General features: G+C 35.4%; 12 protein-coding genes and 1 tRNA gene. 8 read left to right on the top strand and 5 right to left on the bottom strand.

Features of this window, described 5'->3' with window-relative positions; translation table 11 throughout:
* Positions 1 to 89: 89 nt before the first annotated feature.
* Positions 90 to 166: transfer RNA gene (locus tag J3U59_RS09170), tRNA-Met, on the top strand.
* Positions 167 to 189: 23 nt separating this feature from the next.
* Here the strand turns inward: J3U59_RS09170 and metF are convergent.
* From metF to J3U59_RS09155, 3 genes are all read right to left on the bottom strand, one after another.
* Positions 190 to 1065, bottom strand: a complete 876-nt coding sequence (metF, locus tag J3U59_RS09165; protein WP_065633764.1) for a methylenetetrahydrofolate reductase [NAD(P)H] — start codon at positions 1063 to 1065, stop codon at positions 190 to 192.
* 110 nt (positions 1066 to 1175) lie between these two features.
* The gene (gene metE, locus J3U59_RS09160; RefSeq protein ID WP_267334006.1) at positions 1176 to 3449 is read right to left on the bottom strand and encodes a 5-methyltetrahydropteroyltriglutamate--homocysteine S-methyltransferase; all 2274 of its coding nucleotides are present in this window, start codon (positions 3447 to 3449) and stop codon (positions 1176 to 1178) included.
* Positions 3450 to 3637: 188 nt separating this feature from the next.
* Entirely contained in the window at positions 3638 to 4189 is a 552-nt protein-coding gene (locus J3U59_RS09155; RefSeq protein WP_267334005.1) for a YagU family protein, read from the bottom strand.
* A gap of 407 nt (positions 4190 to 4596) precedes the next feature.
* On the opposite strand from J3U59_RS09155, the gene J3U59_RS09150 reads away from it, so the two are divergent.
* The 6 genes from J3U59_RS09150 (at position 4597) to J3U59_RS09125 (ending at position 11078) form a co-directional block, all read left to right on the top strand.
* A complete protein-coding gene (locus tag J3U59_RS09150) occupies positions 4597 to 5949 on the top strand; it encodes an Nramp family divalent metal transporter (protein WP_267334004.1) in 1353 nt (450 codons plus the stop codon).
* Positions 5950 to 6211: 262 nt separating this feature from the next.
* Positions 6212 to 7873, top strand: coding sequence for a DNA repair protein RecN (gene recN / locus J3U59_RS09145; RefSeq protein WP_267334003.1), 1662 nt, complete (start codon positions 6212 to 6214; stop codon positions 7871 to 7873).
* A gap of 52 nt (positions 7874 to 7925) precedes the next feature.
* Entirely contained in the window at positions 7926 to 9149 is a 1224-nt protein-coding gene (gene coaBC, locus J3U59_RS09140) for a bifunctional phosphopantothenoylcysteine decarboxylase/phosphopantothenate--cysteine ligase CoaBC (RefSeq protein WP_267334002.1), read from the top strand.
* On the top strand, positions 9133 to 9591 hold the full coding sequence (gene dut, locus J3U59_RS09135; protein WP_065633758.1) for a dUTP diphosphatase: 459 nt from the start codon (positions 9133 to 9135) through the stop codon (positions 9589 to 9591). Before coaBC ends, dut begins: the two co-directional genes overlap by 17 nt.
* Positions 9588 to 10181 carry a nucleoid occlusion factor SlmA gene (slmA, locus tag J3U59_RS09130; RefSeq protein WP_065633757.1) on the top strand — a complete coding sequence of 198 codons (594 nt, stop codon included), beginning with the start codon at positions 9588 to 9590 and terminating at the stop codon, positions 10179 to 10181. Before dut ends, slmA begins: the two co-directional genes overlap by 4 nt.
* A gap of 60 nt (positions 10182 to 10241) precedes the next feature.
* Positions 10242 to 11078, top strand: a complete 837-nt coding sequence (locus J3U59_RS09125; protein WP_267334001.1) for a mechanosensitive ion channel domain-containing protein — start codon at positions 10242 to 10244, stop codon at positions 11076 to 11078.
* A gap of 53 nt (positions 11079 to 11131) precedes the next feature.
* On the opposite strand, the gene cysE is transcribed toward J3U59_RS09125, so the two are convergent.
* Together cysE and J3U59_RS09115 are read right to left on the bottom strand one after the other, a co-directional pair.
* Positions 11132 to 11893 carry a serine O-acetyltransferase gene (gene cysE, locus J3U59_RS09120; RefSeq protein ID WP_065633811.1) on the bottom strand — a complete coding sequence of 254 codons (762 nt, stop codon included), beginning with the start codon at positions 11891 to 11893 and terminating at the stop codon, positions 11132 to 11134.
* A gap of 176 nt (positions 11894 to 12069) precedes the next feature.
* Positions 12070 to 13311, bottom strand: a complete 1242-nt coding sequence (locus J3U59_RS09115) for an oligosaccharide MFS transporter (RefSeq protein ID WP_267334000.1) — start codon at positions 13309 to 13311, stop codon at positions 12070 to 12072.
* A 199-nt stretch (positions 13312 to 13510) separates the two neighbouring features.
* Here J3U59_RS09115 and J3U59_RS09110 point away from each other — a divergent pair, with 199 nt between their 5' ends.
* Positions 13511 to 14515, top strand: coding sequence for a LacI family DNA-binding transcriptional regulator (locus J3U59_RS09110; protein WP_267333999.1), 1005 nt, complete (start codon positions 13511 to 13513; stop codon positions 14513 to 14515).
* Positions 14516 to 14533 lie beyond the last annotated feature (18 nt).

Below are 14533 nucleotides of genomic sequence, written 5' to 3'. Positions count from 1 at the left end.
TTTACTTAATAATGTTTAAATATAGGACAGTTAAACCAAAAAGGTATTGCTTTATTATTTTATTACTATATTATAGCTCACCTCTTTGACGCGGGGTGGAGCAGCTTGGTAGCTCGTCGGGCTCATAACCCGAAGGTCGTTGGTTCAAATCCAGCCCCCGCAACCAATTTTCTGTCTAATCTATCTTTTCTAAGCCGATTTTGGCACTGCTAATAACGTTGATACCGCTTCACTGATTCTTCTAGCGATATAACTATTGTTCATAGTATATAAATGAATACCGTCAACATTTTGTGAAACTAAATCCACAATCTGATCGATAGCATAAGCAATACCAGCATCACGGAATGCATCAGGATGATGTTCATATTTTTCCATCATCTGTTTAAACTTCTTCGGTAGATTCACACCACACATTGAAACCATACGTTCAATTTGATTTTTATTCGTTACCGGCATAATGCCTGCTTCAATTGGTACGTTAATCCCCATATCACGCGCTTTATCTAAAAACGCATAGAAATAGTCATTATCAAAAAAGAGCTGTGAGATTAACTGATCGGTACCTGCATTCACCTTCTCTTTTAAATGAATCAGATCTTGTTTAAGGGTAGCAGCTTCAAGATGTCCCTCTGGATAGCATGCGCCAATAATATTAAAATCCCCATTTTCTTTAATGAACGATACTAATTCGCTGGCAAAACGAAAATCATTTTTGGGTTGTACATTCGGACTAATATCACCACGCAACGCTAAAACATTGTCAATACCTGCACATTTTAGCTCATGTAAAATTTTACTCATCTCAGCTTTATCAAAATTAATACCCGGTAAATGGGCAACACTTTCAATACCATAAGTGTGTTTAACTGAATGTGCAATATCAATGGTGGTTTGACCATTTAAACTACCGCCTGCTCCATATGTAACACTGATAAAATCAGGCTTAAAATAGCCAAGTTCACGTAATGTGCTATAGATAGTCTCTAATGGTGATGTTTTTTTGGGTGGAAAAACTTCAAAAGAGAACACCGTTTTTTTATTAAAAAGTAAATTTGTTTTCATCTGTTTCATCCATTCGTGTGACAACGATTGTCCTTACTGACATTTCCGCCACCAAAAAAGGTGGCGGAATCTGAGGTATAACCAAGAGACCTTACTTGGCAAACAGAGTATTAATTAAGTGTTTTTCGAACTTCTAAGGTTGCTTGAACTAAATGCTCTAAGCTTTCAACCACTTCTTTTTCACCTCGAGTTTTTAAGCCACAATCTGGATTGATCCAAAGTTTTTGCTTGTCAATTTTTGCAAGTAATTTTTCAATGGTTGTTTTAATTTCAGCAACAGGCGGAACACGTGGTGAATGGATATCATAGACACCCGGCCCAACTTCTGTTTTAAAGTTATTAGCTTTAAGTACATCAATCAATTGTAGATTTGAGCGTGAAGCTTCAAACGAAATCACATCGGCATCCATTGCATCAATATCTTTAATAATATCTGCAAATTCGCTATAACACATATGGGTATGAATTTGTGTATCGGCTTGCACTTTGCTGTGTACTAATCTAAATGATGGAATTGCCCAATCAAGGTATTCACTGTTCCAATCCGCTTTACGTAATGGTAATTTTTCTTTAAGTGCGGCCTCATCAATTTGAATGATTTTAATACCAGCAGCTTCAAGATCTAATACTTCATCACCTATGGCTAACGCAATTTGGAATACTGATTCTTTTTGTGAAATATCTTCACGTGGGAATGACCAGTTAAGAATTGTCACAGGTCCTGTCAACATACCTTTAACAGGTTTATCAGTAAGACTTTGCGCATATTTTGAATATTCAACCGTAATCGGTTTAGAACGTGAAATATCACCCCATACAATTGGTGGCTTAACACAACGAGTACCATAAGATTGAACCCATGCTTTTTCGGTAAAGACAAAGCCATTTAAGCTTTCACCAAAATACTCCACCATGTCATTACGTTCAAATTCACCGTGAACTAATACATCAATACCAATTTTTTCTTGAAGCTTGATACATTCTGCAATTTTTTGCTTATTAAACTCAGTATATTCATTCAAACAAATTTCACCTTTTTTGAATTTTGCACGATTTACGCGCACATCGGGTGTTTGTGGGAAAGAACCAATAGTCGTGGTTGGCAATAGTGGTAAATTAAAGGCTTTCTTCTGTGCTGCCTCACGTACTGAAAATTCCGGTAAACGGGTAAAATCAGACGCTTTTAACGCAGCCACTTTTTCACGTACAGAATGATTTGCCCCTTCACGTTCACGGGTAAATAATGTTTGATTTGCTTTATAAGCTGCACTATTTTCAGGATTAGCTTCTTTAAATAATTGACCTAACTCTGCGAGTTCTTGTAGTTTTTCTTGAGCAAAAGCAAAGTAAGCACGTTGTTGAATGGTTAGTTTGGTTTCATTCTGCAACGTATAAGGTACATGTAATAATGAGCATGAAGTATTAATAACGATGTTAGCCGCTTTTTGTTTAATCTTACCAAGTAAAGCTAACGTTTTTTGATAATTATTTTTCCAGATGTTTTTACCATTAACAACACCTGCAAATAACACTTTATTCGCTGGAAAACCATTAGCTTCAAGTAATGCTAGTGATTGTTTTCCTTCAACAAAATCAAGACCAATACCATCGAATGGCAGAGCAACTAACTCTTTATAACAATCACGTACATCACCAAAATAGGTTTGTAGAACCACTTTAGTCGCACCTTTGACAGATAAGATTGCTTGATAAAGCTCAGTAAATAAAGCGATATCATCGTGATTAAGATCAGTGACTAAAATTGGCTCATCAATTTGAATCCACTCTGCACCTAATGCCGTAAATTTTTGAATAATATCTTGATAAGCTTTAATAATATCAGCTTTAAAGTCAGTGATTTTTTTATTACCTAAATATTGGGCCAATTTAAAAAAGGTTAATGGACCAACTACAACGGGTTTAGTTTGAATACCGAGCGCTTTTGCTTCTTGATACTCATCAAATGGTTTGTTGCCAGCTAATTTAATTTGCACTGAATCTTCAATTTCAGGCACTAAATAATGATAATTGGTATTGAACCATTTTTTCATTGCTAAAGCTCGCACATCGCCTTTGTCACCTTGATAGCCACGCGCCATCGCAAAATAGCGATCAAGCTCAGGCAAACCTAAATCTTGATAACGTTTTGGAATCACATTAAGTAAACAAGCGGTATCTAAAACCGCATCATAAAATGAAAAGTCATTAGATGATATATAAGCAATGTTTTGTGCACGTTGTTGTTTTAAGTGCTCTGCACGAAGCGCTTTTGCTTCGTTTAATAATTCAGCTTGGGTTTTATTACCTTTAAAATAAGCTTCAGTTGCAAACTTAAGTTCACGAAGTTTACCAACACGAGGATAACCAATAACAGCAGTATTCATTTTTTGTTTCCTTTTCATCTTAATCACATTTCTTTAGTGGTTAAAAAGATAACAAAAAAAAATGTTATTGAATAATTCTACTTTTTTATTGGTTAATATAGTTTTTAACTATAACAAATTTAATTTTAGCAAAAAAAATCCCGCTATTTAGCACAATAGCGGGATTGGTTTTTTATTATTTTATCTAATTACTTACGCCATTCACCACGAATTGGTCTTGAAAAATGAGCAAGTACGGCAATCATACAAATTTCAATTGATACGCCCCAATAGATGTGACCTAAAATTTCACTCCAAAGTTCATAACGATTTAAATTCCATAACCAACCCACCGTTCCTTCTGGATCATAAGCAGGATGACGAAAACCGAGTAATGGAATTAAAAATCCATGCATGGCAACGGTAATAATAATGCCGTAAAACGCACCATACCATAAACGAATATTATTCCAAAAATAAGCGATAAAAACATACACAAAGGCAAACGCAAAACTAAATAACCAATGGTAAAGTGTCACCGCTCCAGATACTATTGCAGTTTGATAGACATAATCGAGAGAGTGAGAGTTAATACCTAGCCAGCCAAGCCATGCATCAATATGTGCTGCTGGTGGTGAAATTTCGCCAGGAACGCGAGGCGGCATATTGACTTCAGATCCCCATTTTACTAATGCACTAATAAACCCACCAATAAGTGTGGTCCAAATAATAATTTGCCGATTTGTTTTATTTCCAAACATTTAGATTAATTCCTAATATTATTGTTAATATGTTTTTAAATTATATTACACATTAATCCACGAAAAAATAAAATTTAGTTAGTTGGCAAACATTCTTCAACAAAAGAGAGAAATCTTATAAACCTGCATAAAATTAACCCACTAAAATTTAATGCAACTATTTGATAATTAATAAAATATAAATCAATCTTACAATAAGAGTGATAAGCATTTAAAAAATATATTAAAGGGATTATATTAGTTATTAATAAAAATTATTCGAATATAAAAATATGCATTGTGAGCTAAATCGAGTATTTATATACTATAGATAACTGGCTTAATGGAATGAAAGGTTATTTTTATTTGATAATGATTCTCATTATCAATATAATAAAAACATACACTTTACTGTAGAGATCTTAGTTATGTTAAAAACGTCGACAATAAGCCTTGAAGAAATCAATAATACAGTCCAAATTCCGGATCCTCAGTCTGGTTTTTTTCGAAAACTCTGGGCTTTTTCGGGACCCGGCGCATTAGTTGCTGTCGGTTATATGGATCCGGGTAACTGGATCACCTCTATACAAGGTGGCGCCCTTTATAGTTATCTGTTACTGTCAGTCATATTAATATCGAGTTTAATTGCTATGCTTTTGCAAGCGATGTGCGTCAAAATAGGCATAGTCACTGGTATGGATCTTGCTCAAGCAACAAAATCGATGGTAGGCAAAAAATTTTCTTTTTGTTTATGGATATCAACTGAACTGGCGATTATCGCTACAGAAATAGCAGAAGTGATTGGTAGCGCTGTCGCATTAAACCTTTTATTTGATATCCCGCTATTGATCGGTGTGTTATTAACAGTCTTCGATGTTGTCATTTTATTAATATTAATACGGTTTGGATTTAGAAAAATAGAAGCTATCGTATTTTGCTTAATTGCCACTATATTTATTATTTTTTCTTACGAAGTTTTACGGGCCTCGCCTCAATTTAGTGACATAATTAATGGATTTATTCCTAAAATAGATATTTTTACCCAATCCATTAAAGGCCATGACTCAGCATTAGTAATTGCACTAGGTATTGTTGGCGCAACGGTCATGCCACATAATTTATATCTACATTCATCTATTGTCCAAACCCGAAAATATAATAGAACAAAAACATCTAGCCTAAAAAATGCTATCAAATATGCAACTATTGACTCTAACATACAATTATCTTTTTCATTTATTATCAATTGTCTGTTATTAATTCTTGGCGCTTCGCTTTTTTATGGTAATGATCCTGACAATCTTGGTCGCTTTACTCAGCTTTATGACGCTTTAAAAAATCCGCAAATGGTTGGACCTGTCGCCAGTTCAATAATGGCAACATTATTTGCTGTTGCTTTACTTGCATCAGGTCAAAACGCCACAATAACAGGCACACTTACCGGACAAATAGTAATGGAGGGTTTTATTAATCTATCTATTCCTCTTTGGGCTCGTAGAATGATAAGCCGAGGTTTAGCGGTCGCCCCTGTTATTTTATGCATCTATATATGGGGTGAAAAAGAGAGCATTGTTGAAAATTTATTAATCTATACTCAAGTATTTCTCAGTATCGCCTTACCGATATCAATGGTTCCTTTATTGTTAGTCACTTCCAACAAAAAAATCATGGGCGAATTTGTTAATTGCAAATTAACTATCATATTAGGATGGTTAGCAGCTATTGCACTGGTTCTACTCAACCTACAGTTAATTTATGAAGTTATGAGTTCACTATTTTAAATAGATCACTTTAAAGCCATAAATAGACAACTATTCATGGCTTTTTATCTATTTTATCCCACTAATTAATAATCATTTACTTTTTACCAAATTGCATTATTAATAACATAAACAGCCCAAAAGCAATTAAAATAAAGCTTAGCACACATTATTGTTTAACGAATTAATTACACGTCTTTATTTCACCAAAAAACTGTATTTATTTACAGTGTTTTTACTGTTATACTGCCTACATTATAACTAGTCTTATGTATTCATTATTATGATAACGCAATTAACTATTAATAATTTTGCTATTGTTGATCAGCTACTGGTCGACTTTACCTTAGGTATGACAGCAATAACGGGTGAAACAGGTGCCGGTAAATCTATTGCTATTGATGCTTTAGGGTTGTGTTTAGGTAATCGTTCTGATGCTTCATCTATTCGCTATGGTGCAGAACGTGTTGATATTTCTGCTTGTTTTGTACTTGATGATACACCAGCCGCCTTTAATTGGCTTACTGAAAATCAACTTGATGAAGGTAATGAATGTATATTACGAAGAGTAATTAACCAAGATGGCCGTTCTAAAGCATTTATAAACGGACGAACTGTTCCTATTTCACAATTAAAAGATTTAGGGCAAATGTTAATTCAAATTCATGGACAGCATGAACATCAACGTTTGCTACGTAGTGACTATCAACAGCTTCTATTAAATCATTATATGAACGAGCCAATATTACTTGCACAAATGCAACAAGCTCACAAACAATGGAAAGTCGCTCGACAAGCTTATCAACAATATGAAACATCACGGCAAGAACGTGATGCTCATATGCAACTGTTACAATATCAACTTAAAGAGTTAAATGAGTTTTCGCCAATTGAAGGTGAATACCAACAAATAGACGAAGAATACAAACGATTATCTAATAGCGAGCAACTGATAAATCTAAGTCAACAATCAGTTATGCTATTAGACGAAGCCGATGATTACAATGTGAGCAATCTACTCAGTAGTGTCAAAAATAGCGTTCAGCAGTTAACTGAACTCGATCCGACGCTAAATAATATTTATACCATGTTAGAAGAGGCTTCCATTCAGATTAAAGAAGCAAGCTATGAACTGCGTCATTACAGTGAAAATCTAGATCTTGATCCAGCTCGGGTTATGCAACTCGAACAACGCCTATCAAAACAAATAGCGTTGGCTCGCAAACATCATGTGGCGCCTGAAGCACTACCAGAATTACACCAACAGTTATTGGCCGAATTCAAACAAATTAACCAACAAGATGAACAAAGTGAACAACTAAAAGCGGATATTAAAAAGTATCATCAAATCGCCATTGAACTTGCAGAAAAGTTACATCAAAAACGATTAACTGTAAGTAAAACCCTAGCTAAAAAAGTAACAGCATTGATGCATGAGTTATCTATGCCAAATGGACAATTAAGCATTGAAATTGCTTATGACGAAAATCGTTTAACTGAAGATGGTGCGGACTTAGTCACTTTTTTAGTGACGACAAATGCAGGGCAACAAGCACAACCTTTAGCTAAAGTAGCATCAGGCGGGGAGTTATCACGTATCGCACTTGCTATTCAGGTTTTAACTGCACAAAAAATGGAAACACCTGCGCTAATATTTGATGAAATTGACGTTGGGATTAGTGGACCGACTGCGGCTAAAGTGGGTCAATTATTAAGGCAACTTGGCGAGTCAACACAAGTGATAACTGTTACACATTTACCACAAGTCGCCGGACAGGCTAATCAACACTATTTTGTTACTAAGCAAACAAAGGGAAAACAGACTTCAACCGACATGCAAAAATTAGATAATAATGGCCGTGTAAATGAACTCGCTCGATTATTAGGCGGTGATAAAATCACTGATGCAACGTTAGCCAATGCGAAAGAGTTACTTATTATCTAACTGAATTGTGGTAATATAGCGATTTAGACTGAATTATGGGGAAAGCTTGAGCATGAATCTATCTGGTAAACATATTTTATTAGGGATTACAGGCGGTATTGCAGCTTATAAATGCCCTGATCTTGTTCGCCATTTAAAAAAAGCGGGAGCTGAAGTTCGAGTCATTCTTACTGAATCAGCAAGTCATTTTGTCACACCAATGACACTACAAGCTGTGAGTGCTAATCCTGTTTCCAGCGATCTATTTGACCCGTCGGCTGAGCTTTCAATGAGCCATATCGAACTGGCAAAATGGGCAGATATTGTATTAATTGCACCGGCAACAGCCAATATTATTGCCAAAATCGCCAATGGCATTGCTGATGATTTATTATCAACAGTGTGTTTAGCCACGCCGGCTCAAATTGCTATAGCACCAGCTATGAACCAACAAATGTATAAAGCTATAGCCACACAGCATAATTTATCGGTATTGAATGATAGAAACACCTTAATTCTTGGTCCTGATGAAGGGTTCCAAGCTTGTGGTGATATCGGCCCAGGTCGAATGCTTGAACCACACGTGATTGTCGAAAATCTCAATAGCTATTTTACCCACTCATCATTATTAGATGGGATATCAATTACTATTACTGCTGGTCCAACGGTTGAAGAAATCGATCCTGTCCGTTATATCAGTAACTACAGTTCAGGAAAAATGGGCTTTGCTATTGCTAAAGCTGCGGCAGAAATGGGCGCAAATGTTACACTTATTAGCGGCCCAGTTAATTTAGATACGCCAAAGCATGTCACACGAATCGATGTTAAAAGTGCAAATGAAATGTATAATCAAGCATTAACTGCAGCGCAAAAATCGTCTATTTTTATTGCTTGTGCAGCAGTTGCCGATTTCCGTGCGGCAACAATTGCCACTCAAAAAATAAAAAAAACGGACGATAATGAACTTGTGATTAAATTAGCTAAAAATCCAGACATTGTTGCAAGTGTTGCCGCATTAAAAAATTCAAGGCCTTTTGTTGTTGGTTTTGCCGCAGAAACCAATAATGTTGAAAAATATGCCTTAAAAAAATTAATCACCAAAAATTTAGATTTAATCTGTGCTAATGATGTTTCAGATAAAAAAATTGGTTTTAATTCCGATCAAAATGCATTAACCCTTTATTGGCAAAATGGCGAACAAAGGTTACCATTAAGTAGTAAACAACAATTAGCAAAACAATTACTTGAAGCTGTGATAACACGATACAAAGCGAGTGATAATGAAAAGAAAAATTGATATTAAAATATTAGATAAACGTTTAGGTAATGAGTTTCCACTCCCCACTTATGCAACTGAAGGATCAGCTGGTATTGATTTACGAGCCATGTTTGATAAAACAACCGAAATTAAACCCGGTGAAACCATCTTAACGCCTACCGGTTTATCCATGCATATTGCCGATCCAAATCTAGCGGCATTGGTCTTACCTCGTTCAGGTTTAGGATCTAAAAATGGGATTGTACTCGGTAATTTAGTCGGTTTAATTGATTCTGATTATCAAGGACAGCTTTTTGTTCCGGTATGGAACCGCAGCCAAACCCCTTTTATAATTGAAGCCGGTGATCGAATTGCACAATTGATTATCGTACCTGTGGTACAAGCCGAATTCAATATTGTTGATGAATTTACACTCTCAGCACGAGGGGAAGGTGGATTTGGGCATTCGGGTAAAAAATGATTGTGACCAGCAAAAATAAGAATCGTAAAGAAGACATCTTGCAAGCATTGGCAACTATGCTTGAGTCCAATGAAGGGACGCAACGCATTACCACGGCGAAATTAGCCGCCACTGTCGGTGTTTCAGAAGCAGCACTTTACCGACATTTTCCAAGCAAAACCAAAATGTTTGAAAGCTTGATTGTTTATATTGAAGATATATTGCTTTCACGCATCAATACCATTATGCAAGATGAGCCTAAAACATTCACCCGCTTACAGCTTATTTTAGCGCTGATATTAGGTTTTTCAGAAAAAAACCCTGGATTAACTAGGATTATGACTGGGCATGCGTTAATGTTTGAACAAGAACAATTACAAGAGCGAATCAGTCAATTATTTGAACGAATAGAAACTCAAATAAAACAAGTTTTGCGAGAACGAAAAATTCGCGAAGGGGTTGCATTTACTACTGATGAACGTATTTTATCTAGTCAATTATTAGCATTTTGTGAAGGGATGATGTCACGTTATTCTCGTTCAGGCTTTAAATATCTTCCTACCACCAATTTTGATACACGTTGGGCGTTACTAGCAAAACAGTTAGTTTAAATGCTATGTATGTATGACTTTTTAAACTAACTTTTTATCGCTCTCAAATAGGATTATGTGATGAATTTTGAAAATATTTTAACTCAAACTACCGCATTTATTGATAAATATGATGGCATTGTGCTTAGCTATATAGCGCATTTTTGTTTTGCCATTATTATTTTTATAATTGGTCGAGCAATTTCTAAGTTTATCAGTCGTCAATTAAAACGCATTTTAAGCAGCCGCCATGTTGATCCAACAGTGGTGAAATTTGTCAGCGCATTATCTTATTATGCCGTTATGGTCGTGACACTGGTTGCAGTTTTAGGACAGTTAGGCGTACAAACAGCCTCAATTGTCGCAGTTATCGGTGCTGCAGGTTTAGCTGTTGGTTTGGCACTGCAAGGTTCACTGTCTAACTTTGCCGCTGGCGTCATATTAATAATATTTCGTCCGTTTAAAGTGGGTGAAACCGTTGTTATCAACAGTCAAAGAGGCGTCATTGACTCTATACAGATTTTTTCAACAACGATTGTTACACCAACTAACGAACTTGTTGTTATTCCTAATAGTCAGGTAGTTAGTGCCAATATAATCAACTTTACCCGTTTACCAGAAAGACGTTTAGATTTGGTTATTAATGTGGGTTATGATTCAAATATTCAAAATGTTTACAAAGTGCTAAGACAAGCAGTAAACCAAACCAACAATATTTTGACAAATAAAGAATCAATTATTCGTTTAGATCTGTTAGATGCATCATCAATGAACTTTAATGTTTTGGTTTGGACATCAAACGAAAATTACCCGTCAGTGAGAGCAGAATTACTGGAAAATATTAAAAATCTACTAACTGAAAATGGTATTAATATTCCATATCCAACTATGGATGTGAATGTTAATTCTAACCACTAAATTTTGGTTTTGACCTACCGTCGACTATTGTCGACGGAAATCTTTTCACGCAATCAAATTTCTTGATCCATATTCAAAGCTGGTTTATCACAATCAGGGCAGCCGACCACTTTTGCTGGTACTCCAGCAACAGTTGTATGGGCTGGCACTGGCTCTAATACGACTGAACCGGCACCAATTTTTGCCCCTTTACCAATTTCGATATTACCTAAAATCGTTGAATGAGCACCAATCATGACGCCTTCTCGAATTTTTGGATGACGATCCCCATTCTCTTTACCTGTACCACCCAGTGTTACCGATTGTAAAATCGATACATCATTGTCTATGACGACAGTTTCACCAATGACAATACCTGTCGCATGATCGAACATCACACCACAGCCAATTTTTGCAGCAGGATGAATATCAACGCCAAACACAATAGCAATCTGACTTTGTAAAAATGTGGCGAGTGATTGACGATTTTGTTGCCAAAGCCAATGTCCAATACGATAAGCTTGCAACGATAAAAAGCCTTTATAATAAAGTAAAGGAGTTGAATAATAATTGGTGGCAGGATCACGCACATAAACCGCAATAATATCAGTAATAGCGGATTGAATAAGATGCGGATCAGCCTTATAAGCCTGCCGTGCAATTTCACGAATTTCAATTGCTGGCATGACTTGGGTAGCAAGTTTATTGGCTAAAATATAGCTTAATGCATTACCTAAATTTTCGTGATTAAGCAAAGTGGCATGGAAATAACTGGCTAGCATTGGTTCACTTTCTACTAATTTTGATGCTTCTTGCCTGATTGTTTGCCATAGCATATCAGGCGTAACTACTGTTTTGGTAATATTCACAACAACAACCTATAGACATTAATCATAGTGATTATCTATTGTTTCGCAAACTCATCATAGAAGCAAGCTTTGTATTTATTGATCATAAACTAAATAGCAAAATGGAAACTTCCGTTTCCATTTTATAAAGTAGATAACAATAACTATTGTGATTGAAGTCTATTTTTTCGATCATTGGTTAAGGTAAATATAGCAACAATTAAAATAAATAGCACAATACTAGCAAGCACATAAAACGTTGTTGAATAGCCAGTATTATCAAATAATTTACCCACCACCCATGACAGTGCAATCACACCAATATTAGATGAAATATTAAAGCCAACTAAATAGAGGGTTGATGATAATCTAGCATCAAAATTAGCTACAACATATTTAAATACCGCCAAAATAAACAGCGGCGTTTCAATGGCATGAAATAGTTTTATTAATGATATCAGATAAACATTATGTAGTGATGCAGATAAAGCAATTCGGCAAATCATCACGAGTGCAGCAATTAATAGTGACTTTTTAGCACCCACTTTATTAATAAAATAGGGTGCTAAGATCATACAGGCCGCCTCTAAAAAAACTTGAAAAGAGTTTAAATAACCATAAACGCGGTAACCATCTTCATTTTTTTCAAAAAAACTTGTGTAAAAATTTGGAAACAGTTGTTGATCATAAATGGTATAAAAACTATTTGTCCCAATAATAAAAAATACAAATAGCCAAAATTTTTTCATACCAAATAATGAGAAAATTTCACTTAATGTTGGAATGGTTGAGGTTTTTTCAATAACCCTATCCTTGTTTGCATCCACTGGATAACGTTTTGGCGTAAAGGTCAAATTAATAATAAAAAAGATAACAGCAACAGCAGATGCCATCCAAAAATTAATATGAGGATCGATACCAAATAAAATACCAGCAACAAACGTCGCGGCAGCATAACCAAACGATCCCCAAAAGCGAGCTGGACCAAACTCAAAACCAAATAAGCGGCTAATGCGCTCAATAAACGAATCAATTAAAGCACATCCAGAAATAAATCCGGCACTCAACACTGGTGCACCAATACAGACACCGATAATAAAATCACTTTTTAATAACGGCTCATAAACATAAATTAAAAACGGACCAATTAATATCATCACGATACTTTGAAAGGTAATAACAGCTTTGCCGATTTGTAATTTATCTTGAATGATGCCGTAAAATATCATAAAAAACATGGCAGCAGCCGAGTTTGCCGCATAAACCGTTCCAAGTTGCTCACCCGATAAGCCAATTTTACTTTTTAACCATATTGCATAAAAAGACCACCAAAGAGACCAAGCTGCATAAAAGGTAATAAGATAACCAGATGAAAACCAATAATTTCTATTTGCTATTATATTCATATTTATTACTCTTATATTGTGAAGTTTAACGTTAACATGTTAATGTTAACATTATTGTCACAATTGACAGAAAATAGATACAACCGGTTATCATAAATGATAACTCCCTCACACTTTTTATCATTTTTATTTGTGGTATCATCATTTGAAATAATTATTAGAAAAAGATTTTTTTAATGCTAAACAAAAGGATTTAATTATGGCTTCACTTAAGGATGTTGCAAAGTTGGCGTCGGTTTCGTTGATGACGGTATCACGCGCAATTAATAATCCTGAAAAATTAAATAAACAGACTTATAATCGGGTTCAAAAAGCAATTGAGCAACTTGACTATGTGCCGGACTTGTCAGCACGTAAAATTCGTGGCGATAACTCTGGCCCTCGTGCAATAGGTGTTTTAGCATTAGAAACAGCAATGACCCCTTTTTCTGTAGAATTATTACAAGCGATCGAAAAAACAGCACAACAACACGGTTGGAATACTTTTATTGTTAATCTATTTGATGATAAACAAGCTAATCATGCCATTAATACTCTGCTATCTTATCGACCTAATGGCATTATTTATACCACTATGGGACTAAGAAAAATTGAACTTCCGACAAAGTTACTCGGGAAAAACGTGGTATTAGCCAATTGCATCTGTGATAGTGAAGATCTAGCGTGTTATATTCCGGATGATTACACAGGTCAATACTACGCCATGCAACAAGTGATTAAAAAAGGCTATAAAAAACCATTATGTATTTATTTGTCAAATACCAGCTTAGCTGGTAAAACTCGCCGTAAAGGTGCCGAGCAAGCATGGTTAGACGCAGGTCGTAATTTAAATGACATTATCAGTTACCACACCACAACGGTAGAAAATAACCTTACCCAAGAATATATGATGACAGTTGATATATTAAAACAGCACTGTAACAAAAAACCAGACTTTGATGTGTTAATTTGTGGCAATGACCGTATTGCATTTGTTGCTTATCAATTTTTGTTAAGTCAAGGTTTTCATATTCCAACAGATATCGCAGTTGTAGGTTATGATAATATGGTCGGCACAGGGGAACTTTTTTATCCACCGCTAACCACCGTACAATTACCTCATTATCAGATAGGCGAACAAGCCGCATTACACATCATAAACAACCAAACTAACAAAAACGTAACCTATGTACCTGCGCCATTTTTGCAACGAGATTCATTATAAACAAAAACTGTTATCCCA

Source organism: Gilliamella sp. B3783 (genome assembly GCF_026536125.1).
GTDB lineage: Bacteria > Pseudomonadota > Gammaproteobacteria > Enterobacterales > Orbaceae > Gilliamella.
The sequence above is the reverse complement of the archived record's forward strand: the minus strand, read 5'-3'. Positions and strand labels throughout refer to the sequence as shown.

Bases quoted from the DNA above. Each gene is read 5' to 3' on its own strand.
- metF (WP_065633764.1), bottom strand. From the start codon at position 1,065: ATGAAAACAAATTTACTTTTTAATAAAAAAACGGTGTTCTCTTTTGAA.
- metE (WP_267334006.1), bottom strand. From the start codon at position 3,449: ATGAATACTGCTGTTATTGGTTATCCTCGTGTTGGTAAACTTCGTGAA.
- J3U59_RS09155 (WP_267334005.1), bottom strand. From the start codon at position 4,189: ATGTTTGGAAATAAAACAAATCGGCAAATTATTATTTGGACCACACTT.
- J3U59_RS09150 (WP_267334004.1), top strand. From the start codon at position 4,597: ATGTTAAAAACGTCGACAATAAGCCTTGAAGAAATCAATAATACAGTC.
- recN (WP_267334003.1), top strand. From the start codon at position 6,212: ATGATAACGCAATTAACTATTAATAATTTTGCTATTGTTGATCAGCTA.
- coaBC (WP_267334002.1), top strand. From the start codon at position 7,926: ATGAATCTATCTGGTAAACATATTTTATTAGGGATTACAGGCGGTATT.
- dut (WP_065633758.1), top strand. From the start codon at position 9,133: ATGAAAAGAAAAATTGATATTAAAATATTAGATAAACGTTTAGGTAAT.
- slmA (WP_065633757.1), top strand. From the start codon at position 9,588: ATGATTGTGACCAGCAAAAATAAGAATCGTAAAGAAGACATCTTGCAA.
- J3U59_RS09125 (WP_267334001.1), top strand. From the start codon at position 10,242: ATGAATTTTGAAAATATTTTAACTCAAACTACCGCATTTATTGATAAA.
- cysE (WP_065633811.1), bottom strand. From the start codon at position 11,893: ATGCTATGGCAAACAATCAGGCAAGAAGCATCAAAATTAGTAGAAAGT.
- J3U59_RS09115 (WP_267334000.1), bottom strand. From the start codon at position 13,311: ATGAATATAATAGCAAATAGAAATTATTGGTTTTCATCTGGTTATCTT.
- J3U59_RS09110 (WP_267333999.1), top strand. From the start codon at position 13,511: ATGGCTTCACTTAAGGATGTTGCAAAGTTGGCGTCGGTTTCGTTGATG.